The 17,088-nt window shown below is 55.4% G+C and carries 18 protein-coding genes and 1 tRNA gene; 10 read left to right on the forward strand and 9 right to left on the reverse strand.

Going from position 1 to position 17,088, the window contains the following annotated elements; genetic code table 11:
* The first annotated feature begins 54 nt into the window (after nt 1-54).
* The gene (locus QLG10_RS23170) at nt 55-1,284 is read left to right on the forward strand and encodes an acyl-CoA dehydrogenase (protein WP_033041303.1); all 1,230 of its coding nucleotides are present in this window, start codon (nt 55-57) and stop codon (nt 1,282-1,284) included.
* A gap of 36 nt (nt 1,285-1,320) precedes the next feature.
* Here QLG10_RS23170 and QLG10_RS23175 read toward each other — a convergent pair whose 3' ends face one another.
* Complete coding sequence (locus QLG10_RS23175) at nt 1,321-2,127, reverse strand: TatD family hydrolase (protein ID WP_188263583.1); 807 nt, start codon at nt 2,125-2,127, stop codon at nt 1,321-1,323.
* Between the two features lie 236 nt (nt 2,128-2,363).
* Between QLG10_RS23175 and QLG10_RS23180 the strand changes: the two genes are divergently transcribed.
* On the forward strand, nt 2,364-3,785 hold the full coding sequence (locus tag QLG10_RS23180) for a transglycosylase SLT domain-containing protein (RefSeq protein ID WP_110753900.1): 1,422 nt from the start codon (nt 2,364-2,366) through the stop codon (nt 3,783-3,785).
* A gap of 103 nt (nt 3,786-3,888) precedes the next feature.
* Nucleotides 3,889-4,323 carry a DoxX family protein gene (locus QLG10_RS23185; protein WP_020800379.1) on the forward strand — a complete coding sequence of 145 codons (435 nt, stop codon included), beginning with the start codon at nt 3,889-3,891 and terminating at the stop codon, nt 4,321-4,323.
* A 62-nt stretch (nt 4,324-4,385) separates the two neighbouring features.
* Here QLG10_RS23185 and QLG10_RS23190 read toward each other — a convergent pair whose 3' ends face one another.
* Nucleotides 4,386-5,669 carry an FAD-binding oxidoreductase gene (locus tag QLG10_RS23190; protein WP_110753898.1) on the reverse strand — a complete coding sequence of 428 codons (1,284 nt, stop codon included), beginning with the start codon at nt 5,667-5,669 and terminating at the stop codon, nt 4,386-4,388.
* Between the two features lie 183 nt (nt 5,670-5,852).
* On the opposite strand from QLG10_RS23190, the gene QLG10_RS23195 reads away from it, so the two are divergent.
* Nucleotides 5,853-5,929 (forward strand) — tRNA-Val (locus QLG10_RS23195).
* A 329-nt stretch (nt 5,930-6,258) separates the two neighbouring features.
* Nucleotides 6,259-6,585 (forward strand): hypothetical protein, encoded by a 327-nt coding sequence (locus tag QLG10_RS23200; protein WP_282488103.1) that lies wholly within the window; start codon nt 6,259-6,261, stop codon nt 6,583-6,585.
* A gap of 126 nt (nt 6,586-6,711) precedes the next feature.
* Here QLG10_RS23200 and QLG10_RS23205 read toward each other — a convergent pair whose 3' ends face one another.
* Complete coding sequence (locus QLG10_RS23205) at nt 6,712-6,930, reverse strand: hypothetical protein (protein ID WP_282488104.1); 219 nt, start codon at nt 6,928-6,930, stop codon at nt 6,712-6,714.
* Nucleotides 6,931-6,941: 11 nt separating this feature from the next.
* Between QLG10_RS23205 and QLG10_RS23210 the strand changes: the two genes are divergently transcribed.
* The 5 genes from QLG10_RS23210 to QLG10_RS23230 all read left to right on the forward strand — a co-directional run bounded on the left by QLG10_RS23210 (nt 6,942) and on the right by QLG10_RS23230 (nt 11,016).
* The gene (locus QLG10_RS23210) at nt 6,942-7,217 is read left to right on the forward strand and encodes a hypothetical protein (RefSeq protein ID WP_282488105.1); all 276 of its coding nucleotides are present in this window, start codon (nt 6,942-6,944) and stop codon (nt 7,215-7,217) included.
* A 566-nt stretch (nt 7,218-7,783) separates the two neighbouring features.
* The gene (locus QLG10_RS23215) at nt 7,784-8,218 is read left to right on the forward strand and encodes a hypothetical protein (protein ID WP_282488106.1); all 435 of its coding nucleotides are present in this window, start codon (nt 7,784-7,786) and stop codon (nt 8,216-8,218) included.
* Nucleotides 8,215-9,675 carry an ATPase domain-containing protein gene (locus QLG10_RS23220; protein WP_282488107.1) on the forward strand — a complete coding sequence of 487 codons (1,461 nt, stop codon included), beginning with the start codon at nt 8,215-8,217 and terminating at the stop codon, nt 9,673-9,675. Before QLG10_RS23215 ends, QLG10_RS23220 begins: the two co-directional genes overlap by 4 nt.
* A 10-nt stretch (nt 9,676-9,685) precedes the next feature.
* Nucleotides 9,686-10,711, forward strand: coding sequence for a HAMP domain-containing sensor histidine kinase (locus QLG10_RS23225; protein WP_282488108.1), 1,026 nt, complete (start codon nt 9,686-9,688; stop codon nt 10,709-10,711).
* A gap of 122 nt (nt 10,712-10,833) precedes the next feature.
* Nucleotides 10,834-11,016, forward strand: coding sequence for a hypothetical protein (locus QLG10_RS23230; RefSeq protein ID WP_282488109.1), 183 nt, complete (start codon nt 10,834-10,836; stop codon nt 11,014-11,016).
* Between the two features lie 868 nt (nt 11,017-11,884).
* Here QLG10_RS23230 and QLG10_RS23235 read toward each other — a convergent pair.
* The 6 genes from QLG10_RS23235 to QLG10_RS23260 form a co-directional block, all read right to left on the reverse strand.
* On the reverse strand, nt 11,885-12,943 hold the full coding sequence (locus QLG10_RS23235) for a diguanylate cyclase (protein ID WP_282488110.1): 1,059 nt from the start codon (nt 12,941-12,943) through the stop codon (nt 11,885-11,887).
* A gap of 546 nt (nt 12,944-13,489) precedes the next feature.
* Nucleotides 13,490-14,113: a recombinase family protein gene (locus QLG10_RS23240; RefSeq protein ID WP_282488116.1), complete on the reverse strand. Its 624-nt coding sequence runs from the start codon at nt 14,111-14,113 to the stop codon at nt 13,490-13,492.
* Between the two features lie 519 nt (nt 14,114-14,632).
* Complete coding sequence (locus QLG10_RS23245; protein WP_282488111.1) at nt 14,633-14,806, reverse strand: hypothetical protein; 174 nt, start codon at nt 14,804-14,806, stop codon at nt 14,633-14,635.
* On the reverse strand, nt 14,803-15,351 hold the full coding sequence (locus QLG10_RS23250) for a hypothetical protein (RefSeq protein ID WP_282488112.1): 549 nt from the start codon (nt 15,349-15,351) through the stop codon (nt 14,803-14,805). Before QLG10_RS23250 ends, QLG10_RS23245 begins: the two co-directional genes overlap by 4 nt.
* A gap of 16 nt (nt 15,352-15,367) precedes the next feature.
* Nucleotides 15,368-15,751, reverse strand: a complete 384-nt coding sequence (locus QLG10_RS23255) for a hypothetical protein (protein WP_282488113.1) — start codon at nt 15,749-15,751, stop codon at nt 15,368-15,370.
* A gap of 1,148 nt (nt 15,752-16,899) precedes the next feature.
* Nucleotides 16,900-17,088, reverse strand: a 189-nt coding sequence (locus QLG10_RS23260; protein ID WP_282488114.1) for a hypothetical protein, incomplete at its 5' end; no start/stop codon positions are given.

A 17,088-nucleotide genomic window follows, 5' to 3' on the forward strand; every position in this document is an offset into this window, starting at 1 on the left:
GTTCTAGCATCGATTGCATGACCTAAACAACCTCCCGCAAGAAGGTAGCTGCCCATGGATTTCGCTTATTCGCCCAAGGTGCAAGAACTGCGTGAGCGCGTGACCGCGTTCATGGACACCTATGTCTATCCCGCCGAAGCGGTATTCGAGCGTCAGGTCGCCGAGGGCGACCGCTGGCAGCCGACCGCGATCATGGAAGAACTTAAACTCAAGGCAAAGGCTCAAGGCCTGTGGAATTTGTTTCTGCCTGAGTCCGAGCTCGGCGCTGGCCTGACCAACCTTGAATACGCTCCGCTGGCGGAAATCATGGGGCGTTCGCTGCTGGGGCCTGAGCCGTTCAACTGCTCGGCGCCAGACACTGGCAACATGGAAGTACTGGTGCGCTACGCCAACGAAGAACAGAAACAACGCTGGCTCGAACCCTTGTTGCGCGGTGAGATTCGCTCAGCGTTCGCCATGACCGAACCAGACGTTGCGTCCTCCGACGCCACCAACATGGCCGCCCGTGCCGAGCGCCAGGGTGACGAATGGGTCATCAACGGCAAGAAATGGTGGACCTCCGGCGCGTGCGATCCGCGTTGCAAGATCCTGATCTTCATGGGCCTGAGCAACCCCGACGCACCGCGCCATGCGCAGCACTCGATGATTCTGGTTCCGGTGGACACCCCTGGCGTGAAGATCGTGCGTCCGTTGCCCGTGTTCGGCTATGACGATGCACCTCACGGCCATGCTGAAGTGCTGTTTGAAAATGTCCGGGTGCCGTACGAAAACGTCCTGTTGGGTGAAGGGCGCGGCTTCGAAATTGCCCAGGGTCGTCTTGGCCCGGGCCGGATTCACCACTGCATGCGTTCTATCGGCATGGCGGAGCGTGCGCTGGAGCTGATGTGCAAACGCTCGGTGAACCGTACCGCGTTCGGCAAACCCCTGGCGCGCCTTGGCGGCAACATCGACAAGATCGCCGATTCGCGGATGGAGATCGACATGGCTCGCCTGCTGACGCTCAAGGCGGCGTACATGATGGACACCGTCGGCAACAAAGTGGCGAAGAGTGAAATCGCGCAGATCAAAGTAGTGGCGCCAAACGTGGCGTTGCGCGTGATCGACCGGGCTATCCAGATCCATGGCGGGGCAGGGGTGTCCAACGATTTCCCGCTGGCCTATATGTATGCCATGCAACGCACCCTGCGCCTGGCGGATGGTCCGGATGAAGTGCACCGCGCGGCCATCGGCAAGTTCGAGATCGGCAAGTACGTGCCCAAGGAAATGTTGCGCAGCAGTCACTAGGACGGCATCTGAAGCGGGCCCGGTTCGGGCCCGCACTCAATCCACGCTGGGCAGCCCGTAGAACGCCCGCGCGCACGCCGTACTGTGGGCGGCCAGGTCTTCCTGGCTTTCCCCGCGGTGCAAGGCCACCTCACGCAAGACTTCCGTCAAATACGCCGGCTCGTTGCGACCGTTTTTCGGTTTGGGGCGAAGACTGCGCGGTAACAGGTATGGCGCATCGCTCTCCAGCATCAACCGCCCACGCGTGATCTCCTTGACCAGCGGGTGCAAATGCGTACCCCGGCGCTCATCGCAAATCCAGCCGGTGATGCCGATGTGCAAATCCATGTCCAGGTAACTGAACAGGGCTTTCTTTTCGCCGGTGAAGCAATGCACCACGGCGGCCGGCAATTGATCGCGGTAGTCGCGCAGGATCTCCAGCAGCCGCTGGCTCGCATCGCGTTCGTGCAGGAACACTGGCATTTGCAGTTCTACCGCCAGCGCCAGGTGTTCTTCGAGGACTTTCTCCTGTTGTGCGCGCGGTGAAAAATCGCGGTTGAAATCCAGGCCGCATTCACCGATCGCCACGATGTTCGCTTCCTTCAGCAGGCTGCGCAGGCGACGCGCGCTGTCGGCATTCCAGTCGCTGGCCGCGTGGGGATGAACGCCGGCGGTGGCGAACAGCCGTTGCGCTGTTTCGTCCAGTTGCAGGCACAACTCCAGTGCCTGCTCACTGCCCTCGACACTGGTGCCGGTGAGCACCAATTGGCAGACCCCGGCGGCATAGGCGCGGTCCAGTACAGCCTGGTGCTTGTCGGCAAAACTGGGGTTGGTCAGGTTGACGCCGATATCGATGAGTTGCATGGTGCTACCTCGGGCCCAGGGCCGCAAAGCATACCAGAGCCCGGGATTTATAAGAAAAGCCAAGAACTACAACAGGTTATCGCTGTCTCTTAATGCCGCGAAGAAGTCTGGGTGGTGGCACTGCCATCATTAAGCCAGTCTTTCGCGCGTTGCCAGCGCTTCAGGGCGCTCTGTTTCTGTCGCTTGATTGCGTGAAGCCATTCATGCAGTCGACCTGAATTCTTTGCGGAGAGTGGATGATTCGTCCCTCGGTTTTGCTACTGCTGTGTTGCTCGCTGCTGCTGCCGATGTCGGCGGTTGCGCGTCTGCCCGGGCCGCTGCAAGCCGTACCGGCGACCAAGGTGCGTGACCTGACGGACATCCGCAGCAGCCGTGTGCTGCGCGTGCTGGTCAACCAGAGCCGTAACAGCTCCGGCGAAGTCCAGGGCCAGGCCATCGGCGTCGAATACCATCGCTTGCGTGCTTTCGAGCAATACCTCAACGGTCACGCCCGCGACGGCCAGGAAATCACCCTCAAGATCATTCCCAGAGCCAAGGATCAACTGCTCGGCGCATTGCAGCGTGGGGAGGGCGACCTTGTGGCTCCCGGCGAGTTGCTGGACTTGCAGCCAGGCTTCGCCGTCAGCAGCAGTGAGCCGGTGGCCAGTAACATCCCGTTGGTGCTGGTGGGGATCAAGGGCGAACGTCGCTATACCCGTCTTGAACAACTGTCGGGTAAAACCCTGGCGTTGCCCAACGGCAGCGCCGCCGGTGACGCCATCAACCAGATCAATCAGAAGTTGGCGCTGCACAAATTGCCGCCGGTCAAGATCGAGTGGGTCGACCCGAGCCTGGCGGTCGAGGATGTGCTGGAGATGGTCCAGGGCGGGATATTTCACCTGACCATCGTCGAGCAACCAATCGCCGAGCGCTGGGGCAAGATCCTGCCGAAATTGCGGGTCGATCGCCAGGTGCTCATCAGCGAGCCAGGCGAAGAGTTCTGGTTCGTGCGCCGCGATGCGTCAATGCTGCGCGCCAGCATCGATCGTTTCCTGGCAGGCTATAAAAAGCCGTCGGACCAGGATGCCGCGTTCCTGCGGATCTATCGACGCCAGTACCAGGTCCACTATCCCCTGGCCAAGGCTGACCGCCAGCGCCTGGAAAAGCTGCGGCCGGTGTTGCAGAAACATGCAAGCGCCCAGGACATGGACTGGCTGAACCTGGCGGCGCTGGCGTTCAAGGAGTCCGGCCTGCAGCCTTCGGCACGCAGTGGCGGTGCGCCAACCGGCCTGATGCAGATCACACCGTCAGCGGCGCAGCGGGTGGGCGTCAGCAACATCCATGAACTCGATGCCAATGTGCAGGCCGGGGCCAAGTACCTGGCGATGATCCGCCGCAAGTTCTTTGCCAGTCCCAAGCTCAATGAGCGCGAGCGCATGGCCTTTGTGCTGGCGGCCTACAACATCGGCCCGGAGCGGGTGCAAGGGATGCGCGCGGAAGCCAGGCGTCGCGGGTTGAACCCCAACCAGTGGTTTTTCCAGGTGGAGCGCATCGCCATGGAGCAGGTGGGAATGGGACCTGTCAGCTATGTTAATAGCGTGAACAAGTATTACCTGGCGTTCGATCGGGAGCGGGAGTCGTTGGAGCCCCAGGGGCAAAAAGTTGCCCTTCGTAAATGATCGAATAAACTGATTGTTATGGCGGATTTTTTGCGCTTTTAACATGAGATTTACTGATTAATATAGCGGCCAACCAACACACACTCTTTAGGGATGACACAGCATGAGCACACTGATCAACAAGGTACTGTTTACCCGCGCTGGCTACGGCCTGACCGTTTTGCGGATTGTCGTCGGCATCATCTTCGCCGCCCACGGTTCGCAAAAACTCTTCGGGGCATTGGGTGGCTATGGCCTGGCGGGCACCGCGCAGTACATGGAAAGCATCGGCCTGACACCGGGCTACCTGATGGCGACGCTGGCGGGCGGTACCGAGTTCTTCGGCGGCCTGGCATTGATCATCGGCTTGCTGGTACGTCCGGCAGCATTGGGCCTGACCTTCCTTTCACTGGTGGCGATCTTTACGGTTCATATCAGCAACGGCCTGTTCATGGCCAACAACGGCTATGAATTCGCCCTGGCGTTGCTCGGTGGCAGCATCGCGGTGCTGATCGAAGGGGCTGGCAAACTGTCGGCGGACCGCGCCATCGCTGGGTAACGGCTTTGTGAGCAGATAAAAAATGCCCGTATCAGCAGATACGGGCATTTTTTTTGGGCGCATCAGAACCCGAGTTTGTCGCGCAATCCGTAGTACCACGCACCCAGCGCAGCAAACGGGGTGCGCAACAGTTGTCCCCCCGGGAACGGATAGTGGGGCAGGTCGGCAAAGGCGTCGAAACGTTCCGCCTGACCGCGCAATGCCTCGGCCAGGACCTTGCCCGCCAGGTGCGTGTAGGTGACGCCGTGGCCGCTGCAGCCCTGGGAGTAATAAATGTTGTCGCCCAGTCTTCCGACCTGAGGAAGACGCGACAGGGTGAGCAGGAAATTTCCGGTCCAGGCGTAGTCGATTTTCACATCCTTGAGCTGCGGGAACGCCTTGAGCATCTTCGGACGTATGATTGCTTCGATGTTCGCCGGGTCCCGTGCGCCATACACCACGCCGCCGCCGAAAATCAGGCGCTTGTCGCCGCTGAGGCGGTAATAGTCGAGCAGGTAGTTGCAGTCTTCGACGCAATAGTCCTGGGGCAGCAGGCTTTTCGCCAACTCTTCGCCCAAGGGCTCGGTGGTAATCACCTGGGTGCCGCAAGGCATCGATTTGGCCGCCAGCTCCGGAACCAGGTTGCCCAGGTAGGCGTTGCCCGCCACGATAATGAACTTGGCCCTGACTTTGCCCTGCGGCGTGTGGACGACCGGGCTGGCTCCGCGTTCGATGCGCACTGCCGGCGACTGCTCATGAATGGTGCCGCCCAACGACTCCACGGCCGCCGCTTCGCCCAGCGCCAGGTTGAGCGGATGGATGTGCCCGCCACTCATATCGAGCATGCCACCGATGTATTGATCGCACGCCACGACCTCGCGAATGCGGCGCTGGTCGAGCAACTCCAACTGCGTGTGCCCGAATCGTTCCCACAAACGCTTCTGGGATTCCAGGTGGCCCATCTGTTTGGCGGTGATGGCGGCAAACACGCCGCCGTCCTTCAAATCGCATTGGATGTTGTACCTGGCCACCCGATCACGAATGATCCGCCCACCTTCGAACGCCATCTGCCCCAGCATCTGGGCCTGCCGGGGGCCGACACTGCGCTCGATCACATCGATATCGCGGCTGTAGCTGTTAACGATTTGCCCACCGTTGCGCCCCGACGCACCGAAACCCACCTTGGCCGCTTCCAGCACCGTCACCCGAAAACCGTGCTCCAGTAGGAACAACGCCGAGGACAGTCCGGTGTAACCGGCGCCGATCACGCAGACATCAGTCTCGACCTCGCCTTGCAAAGACGGGCGCGGCGGCACCGCATTGGCCGATGCGGCGTAATAGGACTCTGGGTAAGGGGTGTTCGCCATCCTGTAGCCTCTGTTTAATAAATTTAACGATTGCGTCGATCCTACCCGAGTTGAAAAACCGCCGCCAGCCACCGGAAAATCTTCTTCGCCGCAGCAAAATTAAATATTTTGCATATTCATAGGGTTAGCTCGAAAAAAGGTGTTGACACCCTCCCGGAATTCCGTAGAATGCCGCCTCACAGCAGGCACGTAGCTCAGTTGGTTAGAGCACCACCTTGACATGGTGGGGGTCGTTGGTTCGAGTCCAATCGCGCCTACCAAACAAAATCCGCTCTGCTGGGCGGTCTGGAAGGGCTCACCGAAAGGTGGGCCCTTTTTTGTTGTCCAGGATTTATGCAGAACGTTCACAAAATAACGGGTTCGTTCACACTGGGCAATGTGAACGCCGTAAGCGTCCGTTCCTGGGGTGAAACTCTTCCTCTACATTAAGGGTGTGGAGTGATGGCAAGCAGCCATAGCGCGCGGTAGGATGCCGCCTTTAACTCGCATCGGAACGCGACTATGAAAACGGTTTTCGCTATCTCTGCCTGCCTGCTAGCACTCGCAGGATGCCAAGACTCAGAAGAACAACGCTTACTGACGGTGGCGAATGCGGCAAAAAAAGAGCATTGCTGCAAGGTACAAAGACCCTGACGCAGTGTTGTTCAAAGACTTGAGGCTTGATTGGCAACAACAGCATATCTGCGGACAGTTGAACGCCAAGAATGGTTATGGCGCTTACACCGGATACGAAAGGTTCCGAGCCGCCTTGCAAGGGACGGGTGCTGCCACGGTTGTTACAGACGTTCGGACGCAATCGGAACTTATCGAGCAAATGGTGGGCATTGAATACATCGGCTTCGACATAATTTGTGAGGACCGTGAATTCCTCAAAGGTACGACCAAGATGGCTATCGAGATTCCCATCCAAGGTTAACCAAACCGCTTTCCACTGGACTCAGTCCACCTCCACCACAAAAATGGTGCAGTTCTAGATGGGATCAAGACTCGCTGGCGGAAAGTAGATCAGGCCCAGCGCTTTGCTCTGTTAGAAGGCGAGGGGCTACGACTGGCGTATCCGCATGATGGCGTCTGTGATGCATTGAGCATTGGTGTCCAGCGTTTCCATAGCCGCCATTGCGTTGGCGGCGGCAAGCCCCATTCCATTCTCAGCTAGCCACTTCGTCATCTCTTCAATGGCCGCACATATGGCGTGCTGGTTGTGCAGGAGCAACGTCAGGGCATCCGCTGTTGCGATCTTCGCATCTTGGTTATCTGACATAGGTATCGTCCTTGAGTGATGATGCGGGAAGCCTAGATCATGTTGCCGCTGGCTGGGGCTGGGTGGGTGATTGCTCAGGGGCCTTGCTTGCGATTGATCTGACCAGTTCTGTGGACCGATTCGACCAGCAAGCCTCCTTTGGATCAACGGCAGAAGACGATCCATCGCTGCCTTTCGCTAGTGGCAGCTATGTGTCGCGACCTGAAATTGTCGTCACTGAAAAATGGTCGCGACAGGTCCATGAGCTCGCTAAGGCGGGGATTGATGCAGGTAGCAGTAATACATGATGTGCCTATTTCCTTGGTCTGAATTGCCTGAGCTGATACTCAAGAGAGTCATAAAGTTGAAGAATCTCGTCGCCAGTGACATCCAGTCCGCACTCGAAACACTTCAATCTGAGTAAATCTTTAAACGAGGCGAACCGATGCACGGCAGGCTGAAGATCAGCGCCGCAATTTGGACACGTCAGCGTATACGCGCCAACTTCTAGCATTACAGACACCGCTCTCTGGTTCGTCTCAGATATTAAACGATATCTGGAGCCTCTAACTTTGAGAAAAATCAACAAGCTGCCGTACCCGGTCGCGGAGGGCGGCGCCTGACTGGCCCCTATTTTCGCTCGTGACGGTGACACCGTCACCAACCCAGCCGAGATCAATCCTGACCGCGGCTCCTAGCCGTTTTCTGCTCCTCGCGACGGGCAGAAAACGACCCAAAGCAGCCAATCAGATTGTTCTGCAAAAGGCCCATTCCGCGACTCAAATGACCGAAATGATAATCCTGCGCCAGATGAGACCTAGATAGCTCGCTATAGGGTGTACTATCAGACTCTGCTCATCAAAATCAGCCAGCCATGTCCACGCTTAGCGAAGAGAGCCGCCGGATCGTAGCTTCTCTGGCGCACCGTATTGGTCCCAATGCTGACACTGCAAGCATCGCCGAAGCGATTGCTGCGATATTGCAGGCTATGGACGCAGCCCTGACGCCGATTATTGGCCAGCATGGGTTTGTCGCACTTTACCGGCGCAGTTTGCATTTGTGCGCCTCTGCCCATCCGCGCCTCGCCGGCACCTATGAAAGTCTGCCGGCCGCGATGGACCTGATTGCCCTCAAATCCGTAATCGTCGAGCAGACTGACATCGATGCGCTGTTTTTCGGTGAAGTGTTGCTGACCACCCTCTACGAGCTTCTGACCACGCTGATCGGACCCTCGCTCACCGCACGTTTGCTGAGTGGCGTGTGGGAACCTTCTTTGAGCGACTCCCCCTTGCAGGAAAATTCGCCATGAGCACCAAAGTGACTATCAACCGCCTGGCCACCGGCGTGCCAGGACTGGACGAGGTGCTAGGCGGAGGATTGCCGGAATTTTCGTTCAATCTGATCGCCGGCCCGCCCGGTTGCGGCAAGACCACACTGGCACATCAGATAATGTTCAACCTTGCGACGCCCGAACGCCCGGCGCTGTTCTTTACCGTGCTCGGTGAACCGCCACTGAAGATGCTGCGCTATCAGCAGCAATTCGACTTCTTCGACAGCGAGGCGATCAACCACTCGATCCGCTATATCAACCTGGCCGACGACACCCTGGCCGGGGACCTAGATGAGGTTTTGCGGCGCATCGTCAGCGAGGTCGAAACGCACTCGCCGGCGCTGGTATTCGTCGATTCGTTCCGCTCTGTGGTGCTGGCCAGCCAGACCCAGGACAACCCCAACAACAACCTGCCGCAGTTCGTTCAGCAGTTGGGGATGTTGATGACAACCTGGCAGGCGACGACCTTCCTAATCGGCGAGTACTTCACGGAAACCGATACAAACCCAATTTTCACAGTGGCCGATGGACTGATCTGGCTGCGTCAGAGCGTTCAACGCAACTCGATGGTGCGCAAACTGGAAATCATGAAGATGCGCGGTCAACCGACGCTGCCGGGCCTGCACACCTTCCGCATCGCGACGCCCGGGATCAAGGTGTTTGCACCCGTAGTACTCAGCCCAGCGGAATTACCGCAGGCGTTGCCGATCAATCGCCTGAAGATGGGGGTAGCGCAGCTTGACGAAATGCTCGGCGGCGGCCTGCCTCGGGGGTATTCGTTGCTGGTGGCCGGGCCGTCGGGGTCCGGCAAAAGCATTTTGGCCGCGACGTTCCTCGCCGAAGGGGCGCGGAATGGCGAAACCGGCGTGATCGCGGTGTTCGAGCAACGACCCAATCACTCGCAGAATGCCACCCTGTCGGATTTGATTCGCAGTGGTAAGGTCGGCCTGGTAGACAGTCGCGCTCCCGATCTGTCGATTGACGAGATTGTCCAAATGCTGCTTGGCGAGATTACCCGCTTGAAAGCCACCCGTGTGGTTATTGATTCGCTGTCCGGCTTCGAACTGGCGGTGGCGCCGACCTTCCGTGAGGACTTCCGTGAGTCGCTGTCGCGTATGGTCACAGCGTTGACCCATTCAGGGGTCAGTGTGTTGATGACGTCGGAACTGGAAGATCGTTACACCGATCTGCGTTTCAGCCCTTACGGGACGGCTTTTTTGACCGATGCGATCATCGTCCAGCGCTATATTGAAGTGGAGAGCCGGTTGCTGCGGATCATGGCCGTGGTCAAGGTCCGAGCCAGTGCGCACTCTGACGAGTTACGTCAGTACTCTATAGACGATAACGGGCTGCACATCGGCGACATGCTGCCGGAGCAAGAAGGTTTGCTCGGTGGGCGACCGACAAGGCAGCGTTTGAGCAACGTCGACGGATGAGCGAAAAACAATGAGTGAGGCCAACGGCAAGAATGAGCAGGCTGTAGCCACTGCTGCACGCGAACTGTTCCTCCTTGGCCGAAAAACGGTCGCGGCTCGTGCGGTACTCGCGGCGTTGCATAAGGAACTCAGCCACGCTAGCAACCAGCTTGTTGATAGCGTACAAGTCGAGCAACTCATTGAGGCCAATCAACAGTTGGTGCTGGCAATTTTATCGGCGCAGTCGGATGTTGAAGATCAGAAAAACGCCCAGGCAGAACAGCATCTGTACTTGGAGATGCGTGAAGCCAACGAGCAATTGGTGATAGCAGCGCTTAGCGCCCAAGATTTACAAGTTGCAGCTGAGCAGGCACTGGAGCAGCAGCGCAACGTCCTCTCTAAAGTGGCCCACGAACTGCGAAATCCACTGACGCCCATAAGCATGATTGCTGGCCGGCTAGTAAGGGTTCCTCGCGAAGAATTGCCACGCATGCAGCTATTGATTGAAGGCCAAGTGCAGCAGATGTCCCGATTGGTGGAAGATTTACTCGACATTGCTCGCGCTACCACCGGAAAATTTCGCCTCAATTGCCAAGTTGCCTACATGGCTGACATCATTAATGAGGCAATTGAAATCTGTACCCCGGTCATGCTCGCTCACGGCTTAAATTTTAGCTCAGAACTCTTGGAATCTCGTTTAGCGGTGAACGGCGATCCTGTGCGGCTGACGCAAATTCTCGGTAACCTGCTGGGTAACGCGGCCAAGTACACGCCGAAGGGCGGCACGGTCGCACTTGCAGTTTCTGTTGAAGCCAATCTGCTGCAAATTTGCATCCGGGATTCCGGCATTGGTATCACCCCCAAGGCACTGCCCTTCATCTTTGAGCCGTTTGTCCAGGATGTTCACGCGGTGGGTTTCAATGGCGCAGGCTTGGGTATTGGTCTGACGGTGGTGCGCGAGTTGGTTGAAGCCCATGGCGGAACAGTAACTGGCATGAGTGCGGGGGAAGGCAAGGGAAGCGAGTTCGTGGTGAAAATACCGCTTTTGAATCCTTAGCTTTTCTTACAGTCTCGTACGTCCACAACGGTCAATTTTCGGTTAGCGCATCAGCGGAATTTTTCTGCTGAACTGTTCGGCAGGTAGCAACGTCAGACTTAAAAATTATGCCGAGTACAATCATGGAAATTACTGAAGTGTCCGTCATCAGGGCAGCGAGAGAGTGGGCGGCGAAGAATGATCAAGACGACGCACAAGCGGTAATTGATGCGGCGGATGCTATCGGTAAAATCAGGTACAGATTTACTGGAGATGAGTATCAAAAGGCGCTGAAAGTCCTATATCAGCGCTTCACCGAATCGTAAGCCTGTAGTGACGTATTCTGGTGCATGTGATTGACCGCTTCTGGCCGTTTTCTGTCTGTGGCAACCGGCTGAAAACGATCCAAAGCTGTCACTGCAATGCCAGTCATAGAGCGTTGCTTACTGATGAAGGTCTAGCTGGTTCCACCGAACTTTTTGCAGATCGCGTCCAAGTCATCCCACGGGTTACGCCTTTGTCCCGAGTAGCCACAAGCTGAGGAATGGACGAACGCTTCACTACGATCAATTTCTTTCTGCTGTGCTTGGCAGGATCGGCAAGACACGACGCCGTTAGTGATTTTCCAGCGGCCGTTCCAATCAATCAGATCCTCGCTCGCCGTCATAATCCACCTTTTCAGACATACGGCCTACTAGAGTGAGTAGCTGCTAACGGGTAAGGTTCCAGAAACTCTTGGGCAAGACTTAAATAGTTCTGAAATCGTCTCTGGTGCGGCAGTCAGGACATTGAGTGGAATAGCTGCTCTGAGTTTTTCGCTTCGCACTCAGCCTCAGCTTCCATTCGTGTTGGGAATGACTCGGGTAGTCGAGTCTTTTCCTTGTTGTCGTAGATGTTGTATCCGCACGGCGCCATGGTGGAGTAAAAGCGGGAGCCATTACGTACTGATCCCGTTTCCTTTGGTATCCCAGGAACAACAACGAATCTCGATACCATTTCATCACCTAAATGCTGATCGTCGCTACAAGGTTTAGCGGCATATGGCCAGTACATCAAGCCTTTCGGAATTGGAATCGACAGGTGGGTGCTTTGATTCGCTAGATGGTCAGTTTAGGTAGCTCCTTGGTGACCTCAGGGCCTGGCTGTTGATACTCGCAGAAGGGCACCGCTGCCGCCATGCCGGTGAAGGATGATTCAAGGTGTGTTGACGATGTCGCCTAAGGTGAAATGGATCTTGTCGCGGCCACTGTTCTTGGCCGCATACAGCGCCTTGTCGGCTTCGTTGAGCCAATCTGCGGCATCGTTCATTGCACTGCACCACGATGCCAAGCCGATACTCACGCTGACTCGCAGCTCAGGCAGTTGCTCATTGCGGTAGTTGCCCATTGCCCCTCGTAGTCTCTCCATAATTTCGCCGGCCTGGCTCAGTGGGCTGTTGGGCAGGATCACACAGAACTCGTCTCCTCCACAGCGACCGGCTATGTCACCTTTGCGAAGGTTTTTCTTCAGTTCGGCGCTCAGCTGGCGTAGCACGCTGTCGCCAACGAGATGGCCGTAAGTGTCGTTGATCTGTTTGAAGTGATCGACATCAATAATCGCGATCACCGTTTCGAGGCTCTCCTGCCGGCAGGTGAAAAACTGCAGGTAAAGCAAATCCTTCCACGCCCCATGATTTAGCAGGCCGGTGAGGCTATCGGTACAGCTCAGGGCGCTAAGACGGCGTTTGTGGTCGGCGAGCTTAATGGCCAGGCAATAACAGACCCAGCCCAGTGCTAATGGGTAGAACGTCAGCATCGGCAAGCAGGCGTAAATCTGTAGGGGGCTTACGGTAAGTTGCACCTGCGGGCCGAACAGTGATATCGCAAGCAGAATTCCGACAACTTGGGCCAACGCGCCTTGTACGAATAAACGCTGGCCACCTGCAGCTACGTTGTTCATCGTCATCATCGAAAGGATGGTAACGGCAGGCAACGGATTGAACTGCATGGTCGCGGTCCAGAACCCGCCCATAACTGAGTCGTAGAGCAGGTTGCGGCGCTCTGCCTGGTACGGCTCATTAGCACGGGCGGCCAATTGATAAGCCAGATGCGGCCAAACCAAGCCGTTGAAAAGCAACAGTACCCATACCCATCCCGGCAGTCCCAGCGGCGCAATGGCGGCCAGTACGCTCAGCATGCCAATCCCCAGGCCAATAACGCGTGGCAGGTAGATTCGTTTGGCAAAAGACAGTCCTTTGCCAACTTTATTTTCCATTATCCCATTAACATCCATGTTTCGATCCCTCGATCGTTATTGTCTACTGCAGGAGTCGCCGCTAATCGCTTAATTCGCATAAACATTCTTCAATATTAACGCGAGGGTGAAGATCGACCTTGCTAGCACTCTCAAAGCTTAGGCAAGCCGCTCTGGCTCCTGGCCTTCCACGATCGTACAAATCTCGCTGGCCTTTCGATCATAAGATTGAATCGTCAGCAGAGCGACTTCTGAATCGGTTCTGGCTGGTTTTATAGGCACATCTGACGGGCTGTTTTTGCCGTTCTCTATCGGTCGTAAGCTGCTTTTTGGAATCCGCTGATACCTTGAAAATTTTTTTCGGCAGCTTGTCCTGTGCAACTTCTGGTCGTGAATCCTTGCCGGGAATATCACAGGCCGTATCTGGCGATTGGTGAAACTCTGCTTAGTGTGGCGGGCTGCTTAATCCGTATAAGCTCCCGAGGGCCGCATAGGCGGTAGAAATCTAGAATATCCACGGGATAAAAGGATGTCAGCCTAAAATCGCTGCAATCGCCTCAAGGGAGCTTACAGAGCTATTTCCTTCTTGATCCGGTACACAGTGGCGATACCCACATCAGCCAGCTTTGCTATCTCTTCCATAGTGTTACCGTTACGTTTGAGCAGGTCGGCTACCTGATCCCACTTCTTCTGGTTGCGGCCCTTGCCCCCGACCTTCTCACCACGGGCACGCTTACTATCTAATCCCTGCTTGATACGCTCTACCCGCTTCTCTTGATCTAGGCGGGCCATCGTCGCCATGAGATCCACTAGCATCTCATTGATAACCCGCATTATGCGGGTGCCAATGTCACCATCATCTTTCAGAGTAAGCATCTCGTGAGTGGTCGGCATATCAGCAACAACCAGACGCAGCCCCTTAGATTTGATCGTGGATTTCAGAGAATCCCACTCAGCCATCGTCAGGCGAGATAGGCGGTCTACCGACTCCACCAGCAGCAAATCACCAGCCGAGGCCAAGGCCAGCAGGCGAGACAACTCAGGACGCTCCAGCTTGGTGCCGCTGATGTTCTCTGAATAGATCCCTGCCACTTGCAGGCTCTTGCCCTGGGCAAAGTCCAGCAGGGACTGTTTAGCTCGCTCTGCGTCCTGATAGTTAGTCGAAGCACGAAGGTAGAGATGGGCCTTGATCATGGTTTTTATCCTTTGTCATGATTCGCAATAGTCTAATGATAACCTATCGTTTAACTACCAATCAATTGGTGATTGATATGATCGCACGCCTATTTATCGCCATCTCGGATAGCTATAGATAAATGGTAGGTTCGCCCTTGGCTGACCAACCAAGTGAGCGGGTTCGTGCCGCCGCTCTGGTGCCTGGTGACTCGCCCTGGTCGGACTGCCGCCACTGGCCATGCCGTGGTAACCGATCAGGTGGTGTGTAACGACTGTGTAAGTGGCGTGTAGGTCGCCGGGTGTGGTGCAAGCTGTTGAGTGGCGTAGTCCGCTAGGGTGTAGTGCAGGCCGATCCGGCGAATCGTGAGGCTGTGATCGCTCCCGTGTGAGGAAATCTGCCATGACTGCGGGAACCGCGTGTCGAGGGAGCTTTGTTTGATCCTTTCACGGCTGAGCCCCCGAAAATAGGGGCTTTGACGTGCCACAAAGTGCCTTTAGATGTTGCTGGGCCAACTAGGAGGAATAGATACTCGATTACTTCACCTTGACCGGTTGTTGCTTTTGCATTGAGTTGATGTAGAAGCGGATCATGTATTCTACGAAGTCACGAAGGGGCATCTTGTGCTTGCGAGCGTGGCCGTTAAGTAGGTGGAACTCATCGTCCGTGAAGTTCACACCCAGCAGCCTTGTGGGATTCTCTTGGCTCACGCTACGACCTCTTCCCCCTTCTTGGTCTTAGGCTTGGCTGGTTGCGCGTACGCTTGTAGCAGTTCAGCCAGCGCGACATCCTGGATAGCAGCCAACCTATCTGCTGCAGCTTTGGCTGCTGTTGCCTCTGCTTCCCGCATCTCCCGAGCTACAGTAAAAGCAATCTGGCGCTTCGTTTCTTCCACATTCCGGGCATGTCGCTCTTCGTCGTAGTCAGCCTTCGCCTGGTCTGCGATTTCAATTAGATCAAAATCAATAAGAGAATCTGGCTTACGAAGTTGCACGTTGAAGTCAAGAGGCTTGGAGTAGGCTGTTACTACTTTATAGCCTTTCAACAATAATACTGTTAGGTCCTTAAGAGCCACACCCATTGGCTGATCACTAGACCAACTTACCTGGACCCCGATCTGTGGGTGGAGCAAGGATTCGCTACGGCGAAAGTAATCCACCTCTCGCTGTGCGATGAGGTTCTGTAAAGCTTCATCATCGTGTTTGAAGAACTCGACAACGTCAGTGCCATAGTTATATTGCGGTGTAATATTCATATCGGTTTTCCTTGGTTTACTTGCGTGAGCGGTACTTGCGTAGGGCGCTTATAAGGCTTGCCTTGGCGTTTTCGTTATTTGTCTTTGGGTTGGTGCTGCTAGTCTTGCTATCGCCCTTGGTGGGCTGTTCTGGGGCCTTAGAAGCGGACTTGGTAGGTGGTGTTGCCTTCGCCTTTATGGCCGCATTTACGCGGGCTCTATGCTCTTGTAGATCACGTACAGTTGCCACCATGCCTGGGGCGAACACGGCATCCTCAAGGGCTGATAAGTACGTCAATTCGTCCTTAGTCGCTTGGACATAATCCACCTTGTCGGATGCAGTGGTTGGTTGCTCCAGGACGTAAGATAAAATCGCTCCGTTGCTCTTGCTTACTTCGAGCCACAATGTGCTGTTATCCATCAAGCAGCTCCTTGTTCTGGGAGGCTAGGTTTCTCAAGCTCCTGGGAGATGAACTGCTGCTCTAGTTCCTGCTGAGTGGCTTTGTTGTTGGCTCTCCAGGTTCGTACCTGACACTGCACTGAGCAGAAGCGGCTAAGGGGAGAGCGGCTGTAGAAGTTGCGGCTGCAAGACGAGCAGGTGTGAAGGCGTAGCGGTCGGCGTTTATTAACCATGTTAGTTACCTATAGTATGTTTGGTTGAGTTTGTTGCGGGAAAATAAACCCCGTCTCTCGGGATGAGATTACGGGGTAGTGGTACTGCCTAGTTGCACTGTTATGGGTCAGTGCAATATTGCTCCATTGCGAAGCAAATCTGTGGATTGGCGGCCAGTTTACGCTGCACCCCTGGCCAGGGATTACCATGAAGTTGGCTAAACCAATCGAAGCCTACTATCCGGTACAGCTTTTCAAATGCAACTTCCGATCATCTGCGTCTGGATCGGAAACAGAGCAAAACAACTCGGTCGGGAAAGGAGTGGTCCTAACAGAGTCGTAGCAGTCGGGGATGTTTTTAGTGTTGCGAGAGGTATTGGCGGGTATCTCGATTTACTAGTAAATAGTATCATGTAAAGTGCATATTGTCAATACATTCATGGAAAAATAGTTGCATTTATCTCGGCTTTGTGAGTTGTGCTTACTTGTTTGACTGCATCAATTCCGCCTCTAGCCTTTAGGTGGTAGGTGGAACTAGGAAAATTAGCCTTGCAAGCTTTTTATCTGATCGGAGCATATACGATGACGGCAACGTCAAAGACACTCTGGCCCCTAAGGCTACCTCTTGTAATGCCCCTGTCTGTGCTTCAGGGCACGAAATAACAACTGTACATAGCACAGGGAGAAGATGGGGTGAACCCATCCCCTAATCTTGCTTAGTACTGTGCAAGGGAAGCTGTGCCCATTGGCACTGACTTATATCCTGCGACTATGTCACCGCTAACCTTCCTGCAGTCATTAATCGTGGCTAACGCCACAAGGTATATCTGCAAGGTTTAGAGCAAGAGTAAGAGCAAGAGCAAGAGCAAGTGGCTTTTTGCCCCTCTATTTTATTAACGTATAGAGCGGTATCCAATGCCTATCGGCATGGTGCATGCCTAGAAGTAGTAATACTGCCTACCGGCGAGTTGGTGAATGAAGTGGGGCAGGGCAAAAAGTCCCAAAAGCCTTTGATCTGAATTGTGCATGGATATCTTGTGGCGTATACGCCACAGAGTAATAACTTCTACAGTGTTTTGCACAGTTAATATCAAGAGCAAGAGCAAGAGCAAGAGCAAGAGCAAGAGCAAGAGCAAGAGCAAGAGC

Source organism: Pseudomonas sp. V98_8, assembly GCF_029967975.1.
Classification (GTDB): Bacteria; Pseudomonadota; Gammaproteobacteria; order Pseudomonadales; family Pseudomonadaceae; genus Aquipseudomonas; species Aquipseudomonas umsongensis.